Source organism: Paraburkholderia diazotrophica (assembly GCF_900108945.1).
In the GTDB taxonomy this organism is placed as follows: domain Bacteria; phylum Pseudomonadota; class Gammaproteobacteria; order Burkholderiales; family Burkholderiaceae; genus Paraburkholderia; species Paraburkholderia diazotrophica.
The window spans coordinates 25,391-43,316 of the sequence record NZ_FNYE01000034.1 but is presented as its reverse complement, the minus strand read 5'-3'; the positions used below and the strand labels follow the sequence as shown (position 1 = coordinate 43,316).

At 62.5% G+C, this 17,926-nt stretch carries 14 protein-coding genes; 6 read left to right on the top strand and 8 right to left on the bottom strand.

Annotation, left to right across the window (positions count from 1 at the left end):
• Positions 1 to 3: 3 nt before the first annotated feature.
• Both BMW76_RS30635 and BMW76_RS30630 read right to left on the bottom strand, forming a co-directional pair.
• Complete coding sequence (locus BMW76_RS30635; protein WP_090872056.1) at positions 4 to 1,353, bottom strand: NAD(P)-dependent oxidoreductase; 1,350 nt, start codon at positions 1,351 to 1,353, stop codon at positions 4 to 6.
• Between the two features lie 114 nt (positions 1,354 to 1,467).
• The gene (locus tag BMW76_RS30630; protein ID WP_090872054.1) at positions 1,468 to 2,745 is read right to left on the bottom strand and encodes a Zn-dependent hydrolase; all 1,278 of its coding nucleotides are present in this window, start codon (positions 2,743 to 2,745) and stop codon (positions 1,468 to 1,470) included.
• 357 nt (positions 2,746 to 3,102) lie between these two features.
• Between BMW76_RS30630 and BMW76_RS30625 the strand changes: the two genes are divergently transcribed.
• A complete protein-coding gene (locus BMW76_RS30625; RefSeq protein ID WP_090872052.1) occupies positions 3,103 to 3,846 on the top strand; it encodes a TetR/AcrR family transcriptional regulator in 744 nt (247 codons plus the stop codon).
• Positions 3,847 to 3,897: 51 nt separating this feature from the next.
• Here the strand turns inward: BMW76_RS30625 and boxA are convergent, their stop codons facing one another.
• The 4 genes from boxA to BMW76_RS30605 all read right to left on the bottom strand — a co-directional run bounded on the left by boxA (position 3,898) and on the right by BMW76_RS30605 (position 9,492).
• Positions 3,898 to 5,145, bottom strand: a complete 1,248-nt coding sequence (boxA, locus tag BMW76_RS30620; RefSeq protein ID WP_090872050.1) for a benzoyl-CoA 2,3-epoxidase subunit BoxA — start codon at positions 5,143 to 5,145, stop codon at positions 3,898 to 3,900.
• Positions 5,146 to 5,195: 50 nt separating this feature from the next.
• The gene (boxB, locus tag BMW76_RS30615; RefSeq protein WP_090872048.1) at positions 5,196 to 6,623 is read right to left on the bottom strand and encodes a benzoyl-CoA 2,3-epoxidase subunit BoxB; all 1,428 of its coding nucleotides are present in this window, start codon (positions 6,621 to 6,623) and stop codon (positions 5,196 to 5,198) included.
• Between the two features lie 90 nt (positions 6,624 to 6,713).
• Positions 6,714 to 8,396 carry a 2,3-epoxybenzoyl-CoA dihydrolase gene (gene boxC / locus BMW76_RS30610; RefSeq protein WP_090872046.1) on the bottom strand — a complete coding sequence of 561 codons (1,683 nt, stop codon included), beginning with the start codon at positions 8,394 to 8,396 and terminating at the stop codon, positions 6,714 to 6,716.
• Between the two features lie 133 nt (positions 8,397 to 8,529).
• On the bottom strand, positions 8,530 to 9,492 hold the full coding sequence (locus tag BMW76_RS30605; RefSeq protein ID WP_090872045.1) for a helix-turn-helix transcriptional regulator: 963 nt from the start codon (positions 9,490 to 9,492) through the stop codon (positions 8,530 to 8,532).
• Positions 9,493 to 9,912: 420 nt separating this feature from the next.
• On the opposite strand from BMW76_RS30605, the gene BMW76_RS30600 reads away from it, so the two are divergent.
• The 4 genes from BMW76_RS30600 (at position 9,913) to BMW76_RS30585 (ending at position 14,327) form a co-directional block, all read left to right on the top strand.
• Positions 9,913 to 10,392, top strand: a complete 480-nt coding sequence (locus tag BMW76_RS30600) for a DUF4863 family protein (protein WP_090872043.1) — start codon at positions 9,913 to 9,915, stop codon at positions 10,390 to 10,392.
• A gap of 64 nt (positions 10,393 to 10,456) precedes the next feature.
• Positions 10,457 to 12,055, top strand: a complete 1,599-nt coding sequence (locus BMW76_RS30595) for a benzoate-CoA ligase family protein (RefSeq protein WP_090872041.1) — start codon at positions 10,457 to 10,459, stop codon at positions 12,053 to 12,055.
• A gap of 8 nt (positions 12,056 to 12,063) precedes the next feature.
• A complete protein-coding gene (locus BMW76_RS30590) occupies positions 12,064 to 12,918 on the top strand; it encodes an alpha/beta fold hydrolase (protein ID WP_245763435.1) in 855 nt (284 codons plus the stop codon).
• Between the two features lie 221 nt (positions 12,919 to 13,139).
• Positions 13,140 to 14,327: a sterol desaturase family protein gene (locus BMW76_RS30585; protein ID WP_090872038.1), complete on the top strand. Its 1,188-nt coding sequence runs from the start codon at positions 13,140 to 13,142 to the stop codon at positions 14,325 to 14,327.
• A gap of 400 nt (positions 14,328 to 14,727) precedes the next feature.
• Here BMW76_RS30585 and BMW76_RS41375 read toward each other — a convergent pair whose 3' ends face one another.
• Positions 14,728 to 15,033: a hypothetical protein gene (locus BMW76_RS41375; protein ID WP_177200538.1), complete on the bottom strand. Its 306-nt coding sequence runs from the start codon at positions 15,031 to 15,033 to the stop codon at positions 14,728 to 14,730.
• Here BMW76_RS41375 and BMW76_RS30575 point away from each other — a divergent pair.
• The gene (locus BMW76_RS30575; RefSeq protein ID WP_090872036.1) at positions 14,960 to 17,074 is read left to right on the top strand and encodes a phosphocholine-specific phospholipase C; all 2,115 of its coding nucleotides are present in this window, start codon (positions 14,960 to 14,962) and stop codon (positions 17,072 to 17,074) included. The genes BMW76_RS41375 and BMW76_RS30575 overlap by 74 nt on opposite strands.
• Positions 17,075 to 17,176: 102 nt before the next feature.
• Here the strand turns inward: BMW76_RS30575 and BMW76_RS30570 are convergent, their stop codons facing one another.
• The gene (locus BMW76_RS30570; RefSeq protein WP_090872034.1) at positions 17,177 to 17,881 is read right to left on the bottom strand and encodes a glutathione binding-like protein; all 705 of its coding nucleotides are present in this window, start codon (positions 17,879 to 17,881) and stop codon (positions 17,177 to 17,179) included.
• Between the last annotated feature and the right edge of the window lie 45 nt (positions 17,882 to 17,926).

The following is a 17,926-nucleotide window of genomic DNA, read 5'->3' as shown; positions in this document are numbered from 1 at the left end:
GTTTCAGGCGGCCTTCACAGCTGCGAGCGCGAACGCCGCGTCGATCGACGCCGCCGCGAGCTTGCCGTCCTGCACGGCCTGCACGGTCAGATCGACGCCGCCCGATGCCGCGCAATCGCCGCCCGCCCATACTTTGTCCAGCGACGTGCGCATGTCCGCATCGACCGCAATGCGGCTTCCGTCGAGCGTCAGCAATTCACGATCGAGACCGACGGGCACGAGCGTTTGACCGATCGCCTTCAGCACCATGTCGGCTTCGACGATGAAGCGCTCCACGCTGCCCTCTCTTGCGACGCGTTCGAACTCGACGCCCGTCACCGTTCCATCGCCGGCGATCAGACGTACAGGCTTTGCATGCGTGACGAGCGTCACGCGCTGCGTCTGCGCGAACTCGCGCTCGGCCCATGTCGCGCTCATCGATTCGACGCCGCGCCGGTACACCATCGTCACGCTCGTCGCGCCGAGCTTGCGGCTTTGCACGGCGGCATCGACGGCCGTATTGCCGCCGCCGATCACGACCACGCGACGTCCGACGGGCACCGTCGACAGGTCTTTCGCCTGACGCACCTGCTCGATGAAATCCACGGCATTCATCACGCCGCTGAGCGACTCGCCTTCGAGTTCGAGCGCACGCACGCCCCCGAGGCCCATTGCGAGGAACACGGCGTCGTGCTGTTGGCGCAACGCGTCGAGCGTCACGTCGCGACCCAACGCAACACCCGTCTTCAATTCGATACCGCCGACCGACAGCAGCCATTGCACTTCGCGCTGCGCGAAGTCATCGACGGTCTTGTATGCGGCGATGCCGTATTCGTTGAGGCCGCCGCCTTTGTCGCGCGCGTCGTAGATCGTCACGCGATGGCCCGCCACGGCAACACGATGCGCGCACGCGAGCCCCGCCGGCCCCGCGCCGACCACGGCCACATGACGCCCGCTATCGGCCGCGCGCCTGAACTGCACGGCATCGCGCGCGATCGCCCAATCCGTCGCGTGACGTTGCAACGCGCCGATCGCGACGGGCTTCGCGTCCTGGTGATTGCGCACGCACGCGCCTTCGCAAAGGATCTCGGTTGGGCAGACCCGCGCGCACATGCCGCCCAATGGATTGGCCGAAAGAATATCGGTGGCGGCGCCCTTCAGATTGCCATTGCCGATCTTGCGAATGAAGCCGGGTATGTCGATCTGCGTCGGACAGGCCTGCACGCATGGCGCGTCGTAGCAGTAGTGACAGCGGCTCGCGGCCGCGGCGGCTGCCGTCGCATCCAGCAGCGGCGCGATGTCTGCGAACTCGCACGAAAGCTGTTCGGACGACAAACGCTGTGCCGCGATGTCGCCGGTTTGCTTGATGGCCATACGCGTTCCTTCGTCAAAGTGAGGACGTAGCCGTGCCTGCCGGCTTCGCATCAGCGAAGCCGGGATGGCATGTGTTTTATGGTCAAAGCAGTGAAGCGTTGAGGCGTTATGGCTTTACGATGCGGGCTCGCAAGCGCGCCCCAGCATCGCGTGCAGCAACACGTTCGCGCCCGCCTCGATCCATTCGGGCGTCGCGTCTTCGATTTCGTTGTGACTGATGCCGTCGACACACGGCACGAACACCATCGACGTCGGCGCGACTTGCGCGAGATAGCACGCGTCATGGCCCGCGCCCGACACCATGTCGCGATGCGAGTAACCGAAGCGCTGGGCAGCGGCGCGCACGGACTTCACGCATGCCGCGTCGAATCTGACGGGCTCGTAGTAGAAGATCTGTTCGAGCTGCGTTTCGAGGCCGATCGCGCCCGCGATCTTCGCGACGCCTTCACGCAGCGCGGCGTCCATCTTCGCGAGCACGGCATCGTCGGGATGACGGAAATCGACGGTGAAGAACACGCGGCCGGGAATCACGTTGCGCGAGTTCGGATGCACCTGCATCATGCCGACCGTCGCGCACGCGAGCGGCGCGTGATCGAGGCCGATACGGTTGACGAGATCGACGACGCGCGCTGCGCCCAGCAATGCATCCTTGCGGCGCGGCATCGGCGTCGGGCCCGCATGCGCTTCCTGCCCCGTCAGCGTGATTTCGTACCAGCGCTGCCCTTGCGCGTCGGTGACAACGCCGATCGTCTTCTGCTCCGCTTCGAGTATCGGCCCCTGCTCGATGTGCAGTTCGAACGCTGCATGCAGCGGACGCCCGCCGCACGGCACGTCGCCCGCATAGCCGATGCGCTTCAGTTCCTCGCCGATCGTCTTGCCGTCGACGTCCTTGCGCGACAGGCCATAGTCGAGCGTGAAGACGCCCGCGAACACGCCCGATGCCACCATCGCCGGTGCGAAGCGCGAGCCTTCCTCGTTGGTCCAGATCACGACTTCGATCGGGTGCTCGGTCTGAATGTTGCGATCGTTGAGGCAGCGGATCACTTCGAGCCCGCCCAGCACGCCGTAGATGCCGTCGAAGCGGCCGCCCGTCGGCTGCGAGTCGGCATGCGAGCCCGTCATCACGGGCAACGCATCCGGGTTCGTGCCCGCGCGCCGCATGAACACGTTGCCCATCTGATCGACGCTCACCGTGCAGCCCGCCTCCTTCGCCCAGCTGACGATCAGGTCGCGGCCCTGCTTGTCGAGGTCGGTGAGCGCGAGACGGCAGACGCCGCCCTTCGGTGTCGCGCCGATTTTCGCCATCGTCATCAGGCTGTCCCACAGCCGCTTTCCGTTGACGGCAATCGACGTATCGAGTCCCTGTTTCAACGCTTCGGATACCGCATTCATTCGTCTTGCTCCTCTGGATCAACACGCGTTGCAGTTCAGGCGCGAGGGCCTTGCGACGCCTCGCGACGACGTGAAACTGGTGCATCGGTTTCGTCAGCGGATTCGCTTTGGGGCATCGATGCACGCGTCGCATGCATCGCGCGAATGCGTTCGTGTCCCCATCGGTCGGTGCCATCGGGCGCGTTGCGGATCCTGTCCGATTGGACAGGTTGTAGTCGATCAAAATCAGCAAATCAATCTCTTTCGTGCGGACAGGAACAGAGCGAGAAGCATGCCCATCGCAACGCAGCAACGCACTCTCGTTGCGGCCGCGGACTGACGACAATGTTCATGCCGTCGCGAGCACAAGCGGCTAGAATGAAGCGCGACGCGGCACCGGACCGCGCGAGGTCAACGATGAAAGACGACAAGCCAGTGGAAGACGCAGCGGTGAGCGAGACGGATCACGACGAAGCGGCGCGACCTTTGCGGCGGCGCAAGGCTCACATTCGCGAGAGCAACGAAGCGCATCTTCTGGCGTGCGCCGAGGCGGTCTTTGCGGAAAGAGGCTTCGAAGGCGCGAGTACGGCAATGATCGCGGAGCGTGCAGGCTTACCGAAAGCCAACGTCCACTACTATTTCCCGACCAAGCTCGCGCTCTACCGGCGCGTGCTCGAAGACCTGTTCGAAGACTGGCATCGCGCGGCGAACACGTTCGAAGGCAGCGACGACCCGGTCGAAGCGATCGGCGGCTATGTGCGCGCGAAGATGGAACTGTCGCGGCGGCGGCCGCTCGGCTCGAAGGTGTGGGCGAACGAGATCATCCATGGCGCCGGACACATGCAGGACATCCTCGATCAACGCGTGAAGCCGTGGCTCGACACGCGCGTGAAAGTCATCGACGACTGGATCGCGCGCGGACTGCTCGCGAACGTCGATGCGCAGACGTTGATGTACATGATCTGGGCGACGACGCAGCACTACGCGGATTTCGATGCGCAGATACGCGCGCTGGGCGGCAAACGGGCATTGTCGCAAAAGGCCTTCGATGCGGCGACGGAACAGGTCGTGCAACTCGTGATTCGCGCGTGCGGCGCCAGGTCTCCGTCTGCCAGGACATGAGTGCTTTGAATCACTTCAGTCACTTCAGTCACGCGCTTCTCTTTGACGCGCTCAATACGTTTCCAGATGCAGGCGCCCTTCGCGTTTGAGCTTCTGCCACAACGTGTCCCATTCGAGACCGTGCTGCCCGGCGATATCCTGCAGCGACTGCAGCACGCCGTCTTCCATGCCCTTCAATCCGCACACGTAGATGTACGTGTTGTCGTCCTTGAGCATCTGCGCGACGTCGGCGGAGCGCTCGCGCATCGCGTCCTGCACATAGCGCTTCGGCTCGCCGGGCGTGCGTGAAAACGCGAGGTTCGTGTCGATGAAATCTTTCGGCAGATTAGTCAACGGGCCGAAGTAAGGCAGCTCTTCTTTCGTGCGCGCGCCGAAGAACAGCATCAGCTTGCCTGTTGCGCCTTTCAGCCTGCGCCTGCGGCGATACTCCGTCATCGCGCGCATCGGCGCCGAGCCCGTGCCCGTGCAGATCATCAGCAGATGCGAGTTCGGATGATTCGGCATCAGGAACGTGCTGCCGAACGGGCCGATCACATTGACGACATCGCCCTTCTTCAGGTCGCACAGATAGTTCGAGCACACGCCGTTCGTCGCATTGCCCTCGTAGTCCTGCGTCACGCGCTTGACGGTCAGCGACACGTTGTTGTAGCCGGCGCGTTCACCGTCGCGCGGACTCGCGATCGAATATTGCCGCGCGTGATGCGCGCGTCCATCGGCCGTGCCGCCGGGCGGCAGAATGCCGATCGACTGCCCTTCGAGCACCGGGAACGGCATCTGACCGAAATCGATCACGATGTGATGGATGTCGCTTTGCGTCGCTTCATCGGTGAGCCGATAGTTGCCGACGACGGTCCCCGTCGTCGGATTCCTGTGCGTGTAGAGATTCACATAAGGACGCGCCGCGGACCACGGCGGCACGACCGCACCGCGCACCGTATCGACCTCGATGCCTTCCGCTTCATCGGTATGGTCGCTGCTCGCAGATGCCCCGTTTTGCGACTCGACGGATGGCGGCGGCGCCATCGTTCCCTGCTCGGGCAACACGTCCCATGTGAACTGCTCGTCGATGCTGTACGCGTCGGCCTTGAGCACCGAACGCCAGTTGTCGATTGCGCCCGTCGGGCACGGCGGCACGCACGCCATGCAGGCGTTGCACAGGTCCGGCTTCACGACGTAGTTCGTGCCGTCGTGCGTGATCGCATCGATCGGGCAGGTCTCTTCGCACGTGTTGCAGCGAATGCAGATCTCCGGATCGATCAGATGCTGCTTCAGGATTTCGATCGATACAGGCGCGTTCATGATTGCTGTCTCCTGCCCTCTTGCCCTTTTGCCATGGCGCTGCGCCGCGCTCAGTTGAAGCGCACGTATTCGAAATCGACGGGCTGGCGGTTGATGCCCATCGCGGGCGGCGCGATCCAGTTCGCGAATTTGCCGGGCTCGACGACGCGCCCCATCAGCGATGCGACGAACGCGCGGTCTTCCGCAGTCGGCAGCCATTTCGATTCGTTCGCGGCCCATTCGGCGTCGCCGATCACATGGCCATCGGGCGAGACATGCGTGCCCGCGAACGTGCCGATCTGCCGGTTGAACGCCTTGTGCGGCACGCTCAGACGAAAGTCGATGCCGGCCTTCTCAAGCACCTTGTTCCAGCGCGCGACACCCGCCATCGAATCCTTGATGTAGTCGTCGCGCAGCACTTCGTTCATCGCGTTGAGCATCGGCACTTCGCGCTCGATGAGCTTGCCGTCTTCGACGTCGAGCAGCTTGTAGTTCAGGCCGCCCAGTTGATGATCGTCGTCGCGCTTCGTTTCTTCATAGCGGCCCTTGAGGCCCGAGCTATAGAAGGTCGCCGCATTCGACGATTGATCCGCGCCGAACAGATCGATCGTCACCGAGTAGTGGAAGTTCAGATAGCGCTGGATGGTCGGCAGATCGATCACGCCCGCTGCGCGAAGCTTGTTGACGTCATCCGTCTTCAGTTCGTTCATCACCTGAGCGGTGCGCTGCACGACGCGAGACACGCCCGACTCGCCGACGAACATGTGATGCGCTTCTTCCGTCAGCATGAACTTCGTCGTGCGCGCGAGCGGATCGAAGCCCGATTCGGCGAGCGCGCTCAACTGGAACTTGCCGTCGCGGTCCGTGAAATACGTGAACATGTAGAACGCGAGCCAGTCCGGCGTTTTCTCGTTGAACGCGCCGAGGATGCGCGGATTGTCTTCGTCGCCCGAGCGTCGGCCGAGCAGCGCTTCCGCTTCCTCGCGGCCATCGCGGCCGAAATAGCGATGCAGCAGATACACCATCGCCCATAGGTGACGTCCTTCTTCGACGTTCACCTGGAACAGGTTGCGCAGATCGTACAGCGACGGCGCCGTCAGGCCGAGATGACGCTGCTGTTCGACGGACGCCGGCTCCGTATCGCCTTGCGTGACGATGATGCGGCGCAGGTTCGCACGATGCTCGCCGGGGACGTCCTGCCACGCGGCTTCACCCTTGTGCTCGCCGAAATGGATCTTGCGGTCCTGCTCGCCGGGCGACAGAAAAACGCCCCAGCGATAGTCGGGCATCTTCACGTAATCGAAGTGCGCCCAGCCGCCCGGGTCGACGCTGATCGCGGTACGCAGATAGACGTCGAAGTTGTGCGAGCCGTCCGGTCCCATGTCGCCCCACCATGACAGGAAGTTAGGCTGCCATTGTTCGAGCGCGCGTTGCAGCGCGCGGTCGTCGGCCAGGTTGACGTTGTTGGGAATCTTGTCGCTGTAGTTGATCGTGGACATGTCGGTTCCTTGAGCGCAGTGCGTGTTGTCCGGCGAGAGGCTTCGTGTCGTTGTGTCGATGTGCGTGCGATGACGTGGCGGCTAAAGCGCTCAAACGCGCGACACGTCGAATTGCGCCTTGCTGCCCTTGCCGTACACCTTGAGCGCGCCCTTCTCGCCCACCGCGTTCGGCCGGTTGAAAATCCAGTTCTGCCATGCCGTCAGCCGGCCGAAGATGCGCGACTCCATCGTCTCGGGCCCATTGAAGCGCAGATTCGCTTCCATGCCCGTCAGCGCATCGGGCGACATCGCCGCGCGTTCTTCGAGCGCAATGCGGATTTCGTCGGCCCAGTCGATATCGTCCGGCGAGGCCGTCACGAGACCCAAACGCTCGGCTTCCACCGCTTTCACGGGCTGGCCGATCTTCGCGCGCGCGGCGTCGAGCGGCCCGGCTTCTTCATAGAAGCGCCGCGCGAGGCGCGACTGATGCGTGACCATCGGATACAGGCCGAAGTTGACCTCCGACAGCGTGATTGCAGGCTCTTCGTCCTCATTGGCGGGCAGCGCGGCCATATACGTGCGATCTGCGGCGAATGCGAATTCCGCGAACGTGCCCGCAAAGCACGAACCCGGCTCGATCAGCGCGAACAGCGAACGCGACGACACGTCGATGCGCGCGAGCGTGCGGCGCAAGAGGCCAATCGTTTCGCGCACGAACCAATGGTCCCTGTGCTCAAGCAGCGTCGCATCGACGGCAAGCACCGCGCGCGCGTCGCCCTCCGTTTTCAGTATCCACGTGCCGATCTCCAGCTCGTTCGTGCGCATCGACAGGATCGCATCGTCGAGCTCGCGCGCGAACTGCAGTGGCCACCAGTTCACGCCCTTCGCGATGATCGCTTCGATATCGGTGGGCTGATCGGTCGTGGGCGCTTTCGCGGTGAAAGTGGCCGTGCGTTTCGCACGGTCGATCGTGACATCGAGCGTCGCGTACGTGAGGCCGCTCTCACGTTCCGTGCGCTCGATGCGCGTGAGCGTCACGCCCTTCGCGTCCGCGGGACGGTCGCTTTGTTGCGCGAGTTCCAGTGCACGCGCCGCGATCGCCTGCTCGAACTGGTTCGGCTTCACGATTTCGTCGACGAGCCGCCACTCTTTGGCCCGCGCGCCCCGAATGCCTTCGACCAGCGTGCAGAAAATATCGGCGCGGTCGTGCCGAACCTTGCGCTTGTCGGTGACGCGCGTCAGGCCCCCCGTACCCGGCAGCACGCCGAGCAGCGGCACTTCCGGCAGCGCGACTGACGACGAGCGGTCGTCGATCAGATAGATTTCATCGCACGCGAGTGCCAGTTCATATCCGCCGCCTGCACATGCACCGTTGACGGCTGCAAGAAACTTCAGGCCGGAATGACGCGACGAGTCTTCGATGCCATTGCGCGTTTCGTTCGTGAACTTGCAGAAGTTGACCTTCCATGCATGCGACGAAAGGCCGAGCATGAAGATGTTCGCGCCCGAGCAGAACACGCGGTCCTTCATGCTCGTGAGGACGACCGTGCGCACTTCGGGATGCTCGAAGCGGATGCGCTGAAGTGCATCGTGCAGTTCGATATCGACGCCCAGGTCGTATGAATTGAGCTTCAGCTTGTAGCCGTCGCGGATGCCGCCGTCTTCGGCGATGTCGATGCCGAGCGTCGCCACCGGACCGTTGAACGAGAGCTTCCAGTGCTTGTACTGCGCGGGATCGGTGCGGTAGTCGACTCGCGTGATAGCGGCGTCTGCTGAAGACATGGCTGAGGACATGGGGCGGCTCCTGAGACGGGTACAGATTGTTTTAACGAACAATAGTGCACCGTCTCAGGCATGTAAAGCACTTTACTTCATGTTATCGGGTTATCCCTGGCGCGCGAGCGCTGCCTGATGACGCCCGAGTGCATCACGCTTCATCGCCCAGTTCGGCCGCCAACCGTGCCGCGAGCCGGTCGCGCAGTTGCAGATAGGCGTCGGCCAGCGTGCGCTCGCTCGTGTCGAAGCTCATGTCGGCGCGGCCGTACAGTTCGCTGCGGCCCGCGAGAATGCGCTTCAGGTCCTCCATCGCCTCCTTGCTGCCCGCCATTGGCCGCAGATCGCCCTGCGCGACGACGCGGCGCATGTGCTCCTCGGGGCTCGCCTGCAGCCAGACGGTGAAGCAGTGCGCGAGCAGCATGTTGAATGTGCCAGGCTCGGATACGAGCCCGCCCGGCGATGCGATCACGGCGCGCTCGTGCTCGCCGATGACGGCTTCGAGCGCGCGCTGCTCGTAACGTCGATAAGCGCTCGCGCCGTACAGCGAATGGATCTCCGACGGCGGGCAACCCGCCATCTGCTCGATCACGCGCGTGATCTCGATGAACGGCACCTTGCGCTCCTGCGCAAGCATGCGGCCGAGCGTCGACTTGCCCGCGCCGCGCAGGCCAATCAACGCGATGCGGTCCTTCCGGTGCGGGTCGCGCGGCGCCTGCGCGAACATCTCCGACAGCGCGACGCGGGCGCGCTGCAATGCCGCCTGGTCGCGGCCCTGCAGCAGTTCGCGGATCAGCAGCCACTCGGCGGAGGACGTGGTTTCGTCGCCGATCACCTCGGCAAGCGGACAGTTCAGCGTGGCCGCGATCTGCCGCAGCACCAGCACCGACGCGTTGCCGAGACCCGATTCGAGATTCGCCAGATGCCGCTCGGACAGGCCCGTTTCCACCGCCAGCGTCTTGCGCGTCATGCCGCGCCGCGCGCGCAGCAGGCGCACCCGCTCGCCCATCGCCGTCAGAAACGGGTCGCGCTCTTCGCGTTCGGCTTTCGGCGCTTCGTCGTCGGCGCCCGGGGACGGCGCTGCACTTGCCGCCACCACAGAGTAAGTTTGATTCATGTCGCGAGCCCTCATCGCATAGGTATATGTACTATAGTGCTTGACACACACGAGGTGAACGGTTAATTTTCGCCGCATATCGACCCAATAACAACGCCGCGTGCCTTCGTCCAGATGGCATAGGCGAAATCGGAGACGATCGGTCGCACGCCACATGAACTAAGGTGCGTGTCGATCGACATCCTGCATGTGATCGGAGCGGGCATGAGCCCGGAAGATGTGCCAGCGTGCGAGCCCGGTCGACACGCCGACGCTGGGTCGATCGCGGATGCATAGGACCGGAACGAGGCGATAAGGCGTGAACTCTGGGCGATGGTCATGGGACTGGAGTAAGTGCTCTGCATGGGGTTGGAGTAAGTGCTGAAGCACTAACTTCAACCGACAGCTAAAGCGCTAACTCCCGTCGACAAGGAGGCAAGCATGTCCCCTCGGGAATTTCAGCATCTGATTGCGCGCGTTACCGCACAACTCGCGGCCCGTCCGCTCGATGCGTCGCTGGCGACGTGGCTCAACGCGACATGGCCTTCCGGTAGCGATACGTACCGCGAGCTTGCCGACGCATGCCGCACAGGTGTCGCCGAAGGCTGGCTGTGCAACCGCGAGCACGGCGGCATCCGCTACGGCCGCGTCATCAAGCCGACACCCGACACGCACGGTTTTTCCGTTGACGTCGTCGACATGCAGGACATTGCCGGTCCACATCACATGCATCCGAATGGCGAAATCGATCTGATCATGCCGCTCACCGACAGCGCAACATTCGACGGCCACCCCGCCGGCTGGTGCGTCTATGGACCCGGCAGCGCACATCGGCCGACCGTTGCGCACGGACAGGCGCTCGTGCTCTATCTGCTGCCGCAAGGTGCAATCGAATTCACGCGGGACTCGTCGAGCGCCTGAGACCGCATCCAGCCACGCCCCACCTGCACTAATACGCACGCCGCCTCACTACGTCGGAGGACACATGGAAGCCTTGCTGGAATCGCGCCCGAGCGAGCCCTCGCCAAAAGTCGAAGCGCCGCCCGCGCAATTCAACTTCGCGTCGCATCTGTTCCGCCTCAACGACGTGCGCCCCGACAAGCCCGCCTACATCGACGACGCGAGCGTCGTCACCTATGCGCAACTCGAAAACCGCGCGCGCCGTTTCGCGACCGCGTTGCGCTCGCTCGGCGTGCATCCCGAAGAGCGCATCCTGCTCGTGATGCTCGACACCGCCGAACTGCCGATCGCGTTTCTCGGCGCGCTATACGCGGGTGTCGTACCCGTCGTCGCGAACACGCTGCTCACGGCCGCAGACTATCTGTACATGCTCATGCACAGTCACGCTCGCGCCGTGATCGCATCGGGCGCACTGCTGCCGAACGTCGACAAGGCGATGCGCGAAGCGGAACACGATGGCTGCCTGCTAGTCGTCTCGCAGCCAGTGCAGGTCGATTTGCCACCGGAATACATGTTGAACCGGTTGGTCGACGGCGCCGAGCCCATGTTGAAACCGAATGCATGTAGCGGAGACGACATCGCGTTCTGGCTGTACTCATCGGGTTCAACGGGGAAGCCGAAAGGCACGGTGCACACACACGCCAACCTGTACTGGACTGCCGAGCTTTACGCGAAACCGGTACTCGGCATCAGCGAACAGGATGTCGTGTTCTCGGCCGCCAAGCTGTTCTTTGCATATGGCCTCGGCAACGCACTGACGTTTCCGCTTTCGGTCGGCGCAACGGCCGTGCTGATGGCCGAGCGGCCGACACCCGACGCGATCTTCAGGCGTCTCGTCGAACATCGCCCGACGATCTTCTACGGCGTGCCAACGCTGTACGCGAACATGCTGGTCTCGCCCAATCTGCCGCCGCGCGAGCAGGTCGCCATGCGCATCTGCGCGTCGGCGGGCGAAGCGCTGCCGCGCGAGATCGGCGAGCGGTTCACCGCGCATTTCGGCTGCGAGATTCTCGACGGCATCGGCTCGACCGAGATGCTGCATATCTTCCTGTCGAATCGCGCGGGTGAAGTGGAATACGGAACGACGGGCCGTCCCGTGCCCGGATATGAAGTGGAGCTGCGCGACGAAGCGGGTCATCCCGTGCCTGATGGTGAAGTGGGCGATCTGTTCATCAAAGGACCGAGCGCGGCGCTGATGTACTGGTCCAATCGCGAGAAGTCTCGCGCGACGTTTTTGGGTGAGTGGATCCGCAGCGGCGACAAGTATTGCCGTCTGCCGAACGGCTGCTATCAATACGCGGGCCGCAGTGACGACATGCTGAAAGTCAGCGGACAGTATGTATCGCCTGTCGAGGTCGAGATGGTGCTCGTGCAACATCTTTCCGTCCTCGAAGCGGCCGTCGTCGGCGTCGATCACGGCGGTCTGGTGAAAACGCGTGCATTCGTCGTGTTGAAGCAAAGTGCCGATGCATGTGATGCACTCGCCGATGAACTAAAGTCATTCGTCAAGGGCAAGCTGGCGCCGCACAAATATCCGCGTGATATCGTCTTCGTCGACGATCTGCCGAAGACAGCAACGGGTAAGATTCAACGCTTCAAACTGCGAGAACAGCCAATCGGCTGATGAACGGAATGTCCGAACCTGTCACGACCTTGCGCGACGACGCAAAGAGTGCGTCGATTGCATTGCCTGCCAATGGGCAACGCGGCGCGTTGGAGATCGAATACCGCTGGCTCAACGCGCGTCTTGTCGATGCGCCGCTGGCCGTGTTCCTGCACGAAGGGCTGGGGTCGGTCGCGATGTGGAAAGACTGGCCTCAGGCGCTGTGCGACAGACTCCGCATGCGTGGTCTCGTGTACTCGCGCCCGGGTTACGGCCGTTCGACGCCGCGTCCGCACGATGTCAAGCTACCCGTCGATTTCATGTCAGTGCAGGCCCGCGATGTACTGCCCGGGCTGCTCGATGCACTCGGTGTCAGCGCGCAGGAAAGACAATGCATGTGGCTGATCGGTCACAGCGACGGCGGTTCGATCACGCTGCTTTATGCTGCCGCCTTTCCCGATGCACTCGCGGGCGCCGTCGTCATTGCACCGCACGTCTTTGTCGAGGACATTTCCGTTGCGAGCATTGCCGACGCGAAGACGGCGTATGAACAGTCCGACCTGCGCAGCAGGCTCGCCCGCTATCACGACGATATCGATTCGGCGTTCTATGGCTGGAACGATGTGTGGCTGAGCGCGGCGTTCCGGTCGTGGAGCATCGTCGATGAACTAAAGCGCATCTGCTGCCCGTTGCTCGCCGTGCAAGGTCACGATGATCACTACGGCACGATGATGCAGATCGACACCATCGCGCAACACGCGCCGCAGACGCAACTGACGAAGCTCGATAAATGCGGACACTCGCCTCATCGCGACGCGCCGCAAGCGCTCAACGATGCGATCGTCGCATTCGTCAACAAGCACAGCGGCCCTTTTCAGACCTGACGCCGCGCGCAACGCAGGCCACGTCAAAGGTACACGCGAGTTCATCACGTTGAGATGAAGCGGTCGACGGCACTTTACCAGCAGTGCCGTTGGCCTTCTTGACCAATATTCACAGTCGCACCCATCCGCAGCCTGGCTTAACGGTATAGGATGCCTGACCATTCGCGCGTCACGGCCTCTCCCCGCTTACCGTCGATGCGCACTAACGTGTCATCGACAATATGAATCGCGATCAGAATCAAGACTCCAGACAAGCCGAAACGCCCAGCACAGGAGCACCTGCCGTCGTCGCCTCCACCCGAAAGCTGCTCGTGAGCCACGGCGAACTCGTGTTCGGCAACGGTCTCATCGCCACAATTCTCGCGCTTGTAGTCAGCTTCCTGTCACTGCTCGGCGTGCTTGCATTTCACTACCCTCAGTACCTGACGACGCCTGAACTGCGCCATGTCTACTCGGTGGACCTGATGCGCCACGTCCTATTCACTGCACTGATCGTATCGGGTGGACTTGCGCTCGGCAGCATCGCGATCGACAACCGGCGGCACATCAATGCACTCGCGTTCATGTTCGTGATCGCCGCTGTCGCGCTCGGCGGCTCGCGCGTGCCCGTCGGCAATTTTCCGGGTCACACGCCGTATATCGGGGTCGACTGGTTCATCCTCGATCTGCTCGGCTCGACTACGATCTTCGTGCTGCTCGAGAAAGTATTTCCCTTGCATCGACAACAGCCCGTGTTTCGCGCCGAATGGCAAACGGACATGATGCATTTCGCTGTCAATCACTTCATCATCGGCCTTGCATTGCTGATCGTGAACTTCATGATTCATCGCGCGTTCGAGTGGATGGTCAATGCACATTTCCAACACATGGTGCAGCAGATTTCCTTCGTTCCGCAGTTGCTGCTCTGCATGCTCGTCGCCGACCTCGCCGAATATGCCGCGCACCGCGCCTATCATGAAGTACCGTTCCTCTGGCGCTTTCACGCGGTGCACCACAGTGTGAAGTCGATGGACTGGCTCGCGGGGTCGCGCCAGCATATTTTCGAACTGGTCAGCACGCGCGTCGTCGTGCTCGGTCCGTTGTTCGCGCTCGGCTTAGACAAGGTGGTCATCGATGCGTACATCATCGTGGTCGGCTTCCAGGCCGTGTTCAATCACGCGAACGTCAGTCTTCCGTGGGGCCCGCTGCGCTATATCTTCGTCACGCCGGATTTCCATCACCGGCACCACTCCTCCGATGATGAAGCGATCGACCGGAACTACGCTGCACATTTCGCGTTCATCGATTATCTGTTCGGCACGGCCGTAAGGACGGGCCGCCGCTCTCCGGGGAAGTATGGAGTCGTCGGCGACTATGTTCCCGATGGTTTCATCCGGCAGCAGGCCTTTCCTTTTCGCCCCGCCGAATAGCAAACATGCATTGAAGTTCTCCACAGAATCCGTGACCAACCCTGTGGACAACGTGCCGATAACGCACACAAGTCATTGAACCGTCACACTGAACATGCGCTGCATCTCATGCAGCGCATTTCCGTCTGCACTTCTTTTCCCATCTTCCGCTTCACAATACCTACATACGCGCTGGCTATCCTTTCGCGGCTCTCACCCTGATGCCGGAGGATGACGATGCCCGCACCGCACGCCGCAGCACGTAGCCAGCGACGCAAGCGTTTGCACCCTGCACTCGCGGTCGTCGCTGCATCGATTGCGGTTGCGGCATGCAGCGACGGCGCCTCCAACGATGCATCGCAGGCACAGCAACAGCAACAACGGCAGCAGCGTCAGCCGCAACCGTCCCTCGCGACGGCCTTCAACGCCGTCCCATCGCAGTCAGCTTTACCGCCGAACCCTTCGCTTCAAAGCCCGCAGTCAACATCCGCGCGGGCACAGCAGGCTGCATCCGCCGCCGGCGCCAGCGCAACGGATTCCGTCGTACTCGCACCACCCGTGATTCACACTGTCGATTAAGTTCTGCCCGCACGGCTCTCGCCCCCGCATGGAAGCCGTCCCTTTCCGTTTCTTTCTTCACGATCGAAGCCAACATGACCTCAAAGAACCGCCGTGATTTTCTACGCACCGCCGCCCACGCAGCCGGCAGCGCGACTGCAGTGAGCATGCTGCCCCTCGGCATCCGCAACGCGCTTGCGATTCCCGCCAACAACAAGACGGGCAGTATCCGCGACGTCGAGCACATCGTCGTGCTGATGCAGGAGAACCGTTCGTTCGACCACTACTTCGGCACGCTCAAAGGCGTGCGCGGTTTCGGCGATACGCGCGCGATCAATCTGCCGAACGGCAAGCCGGTGTGGCATCAGCCGGGGCTTGGCGGCGTTGGCGAAGTGTTGCCGTTCCGTCCGACTGCGCCGAATCTCGGCTTGCAGTTCCTGCAGGACCTGCCGCACGACTGGCCCACGACGCACGGCGCATGGAACGGCGGCCGCAACGACCAGTGGGTGCCGTACAAGGGCACGACGACGATGGCGTATCTCACGCGCGATGACATCCCGTTCCACTATCAGCTTGCCGATTCGTTCACGATCTGCGACGCGTACCACTGCTCGCTGATGGGCGCGACCGATCCGAACCGTTACTACATGTGGACCGGCTGGGTCGGCAACGACGGCTCGGGCGGCGGCCCCGTCGTCGACAACTCGGAGCTGGGCTACGGCTGGTCGACCTATCCGGAAGTGCTGCAAGCCGCGGGCATCTCGTGGAAGATCTATCAGGACATCGGCACGGGTCTCGACGCGAACGGCTCGTGGGGCTGGACGGAAAATCCGTACATCGGCAACTACGGCGACAACTCGCTGCTCTACTTCAATCAGTATCGCAACGCGCAGCCCGGCAGTCCGCTGTACGAGAAGGCTCGCACGGGTACGAACGTATCGGCGGGCGGCACGTATTTCGACGTGCTGCGTCAGGATGTGCAGAGCAATCAGTTGCCTCAGGTATCGTGGATCGTCGCGCCCGAGGCCTATTCGGAGCACCCGAACTGGCCTGCGAATTACGGCGCGTGGTATGTCGATCAGGTCTTGCAGATTCTTACGTCGAACCCCGACGTGTGGAGCAAGACGGTGCTGCTCATCAACTATGACGAGAACGACGGTTTCTTCGATCACGTGTCGCCGCCGTTCGCACCGTCGTCGAATGCCGATGGCCTCTCGACCGTCGATACGACAAACGAAATCTATCCGGGCGGCAACAGTGGCAAGTATGCGCCCGGTCCGTACGGCCTCGGACCGCGCGTGCCGATGCTCGTCGTGTCGCCGTGGTCGAAGGGCGGCTGGGTGTGCTCGGAAGTGTTCGATCACACGTCGGTGATCCGCTTCATCGAGAAGCGCTTCGGGCATGGGCACAACCTGTCGGAGTCGAACATCTCGCCGTGGCGTCGCGTGGTGTGCGGCGATCTGACGTCGGCGTTCAACTTCGACAATCCGAACGATGCGCTCCCCGCGCTGCCGTCGACGACCTCATACAAGCCGCAGGACCAGAATCGTCACGCTGACTATATTCCCGTGCCGCCCCTTGTCGGCTCGGTGCCGAAGCAGGAACAGGGCGTGCGTCCCGCGCGCGCCGTGCCGTACGAACTGTTCGTGCGCATCGACGACAGCAGCAGCGGCAAGCTGTCGATGCGCTTCGTCAATACAGGCAAGGCCGGTGCGAACTTCCTCGTGTTCGCGGCGATGAGCGCGAATGCGCCGCGCACGTACACGGTCGAAGCGAACAAGCGCCTTGTCGACCAGCTCAACGTGAATGCCGACGGCACATACGACTTCACGGTGCACGGACCGAACGGCTTCCTGCGCCGCTTCGCCGGCACGCAGACGACGCAGCATTTCTGGAACAGCCACGATCAGGCGAAACCGGAAGTCGTCGAAGGCTACGATGTCGAAAACGGCAATCTGCAGTTGCGCCTGAAGAACGACGGCAATGCGCGCTGCCAGTTCACGATCGTCAATGCGTACGATGCGGGCAGTCCTGTCAAGCACACGGTTCGCGGCGGCGACAGCGACACTGTGTACCTCGATCTGCGTCACGTGCACGGCTGGTACGACCTGACGATCACCGTCGATAGCGATGCGTCGTTCTTGCGCCGCTTTGCTGGTCACGTCGAGACAGGCAAGCCGGGCATGAGCGATCCAGCGCTCGGCACGTAACGCTCGACAGGAAGGCCCCTGAAAGAAAGCCTGTGCCGTCGAAAACGGCGCAGGCTTTTTTGTCTTGTCGAACGCTCGCGGGGTCAGTTCAGGATCGGGGGCTTATCCGCGCTTCGGAATATCCAGCCCCCTCACGACAGCGGGGCGCGCAAGAAACGCATCGAGCGCGCGCTTCACGTGCGGATAGTTGTCGATCTCGACCAGATCGGCCGCCTCATAGAAGCCGATCAGATTGCGCACCCACGGAAACGTCGCGATATCGGCGATCGTGTACTCGTCGCCCATGATCCACTTGCGCGTCGCGAGCCGCTCGTTCAGCACGTTGAGCAGCCGCTTCGATTCGTTGATGTAGCGGTCGCGCGGACGTTTGTCTTCGTACTCCTTGCCCGCGAACTTGTGGAAGAAGCCGACCTGGCCGAACATCGGCCCGATCCCCGCCATCTGGAACATCAGCCATTGAATCGTCTCGTAGCGGTCCGACGCGCGCTTCGGCAGCAACTTGCCCGACTTGTCCGCGAGATAGATCAGGATCGCGCCCGACTCGAACAGCGGCAGCGGCTCGCCATCGGGCCCGTTCGGATCGATGATCGCGGGAATCTTGTTGTTCGGATTCAGCGACAGGAATTCCGTCGACATCTGATCGTTCGCATCGAAGCGCACCAGATGCGGCTCGTATGCAAGGCCCGTCTCCTCCAGCATGATCGACACCTTGACGCCGTTGGGCGTCGGCAGCGAGTAGAGCTGGATGCGCTCGGGATGCTCAGCGGGCCACTTCTTCGCGATCGGGAAAACGGATGGGTCAGGCATGAAAGGTCCTCGTCGTTGATCGGCAAACAGACGGTCAATATAGAC

Excerpts from the sequence above, each read along its gene's own strand:
- boxA (WP_090872050.1), bottom strand. The coding sequence starts at position 5,145 with ATGAACGCGCCTGTATCGATCGAAATCCTGAAGCAGCATCTGATCGAT.
- BMW76_RS30630 (WP_090872054.1), bottom strand. The coding sequence starts at position 2,745 with ATGAATGCGGTATCCGAAGCGTTGAAACAGGGACTCGATACGTCGATT.
- BMW76_RS30575 (WP_090872036.1), top strand. The coding sequence starts at position 14,960 with ATGACCTCAAAGAACCGCCGTGATTTTCTACGCACCGCCGCCCACGCA.
- BMW76_RS30595 (WP_090872041.1), top strand. The coding sequence starts at position 10,457 with ATGGAAGCCTTGCTGGAATCGCGCCCGAGCGAGCCCTCGCCAAAAGTC.
- BMW76_RS30590 (WP_245763435.1), top strand. The coding sequence starts at position 12,064 with ATGTCCGAACCTGTCACGACCTTGCGCGACGACGCAAAGAGTGCGTCG.
- BMW76_RS30585 (WP_090872038.1), top strand. The coding sequence starts at position 13,140 with ATGAATCGCGATCAGAATCAAGACTCCAGACAAGCCGAAACGCCCAGC.
- boxC (WP_090872046.1), bottom strand. The coding sequence starts at position 8,396 with ATGTCCTCAGCCATGTCTTCAGCAGACGCCGCTATCACGCGAGTCGAC.
- BMW76_RS41375 (WP_177200538.1), bottom strand. The coding sequence starts at position 15,033 with ATGCTCACTGCAGTCGCGCTGCCGGCTGCGTGGGCGGCGGTGCGTAGA.
- BMW76_RS30600 (WP_090872043.1), top strand. The coding sequence starts at position 9,913 with ATGTCCCCTCGGGAATTTCAGCATCTGATTGCGCGCGTTACCGCACAA.
- BMW76_RS30635 (WP_090872056.1), bottom strand. The coding sequence starts at position 1,353 with ATGGCCATCAAGCAAACCGGCGACATCGCGGCACAGCGTTTGTCGTCC.
- BMW76_RS30570 (WP_090872034.1), bottom strand. The coding sequence starts at position 17,881 with ATGCCTGACCCATCCGTTTTCCCGATCGCGAAGAAGTGGCCCGCTGAG.
- BMW76_RS30625 (WP_090872052.1), top strand. The coding sequence starts at position 3,103 with ATGAAGCGCGACGCGGCACCGGACCGCGCGAGGTCAACGATGAAAGAC.
- BMW76_RS30605 (WP_090872045.1), bottom strand. The coding sequence starts at position 9,492 with ATGAATCAAACTTACTCTGTGGTGGCGGCAAGTGCAGCGCCGTCCCCG.
- boxB (WP_090872048.1), bottom strand. The coding sequence starts at position 6,623 with ATGTCCACGATCAACTACAGCGACAAGATTCCCAACAACGTCAACCTG.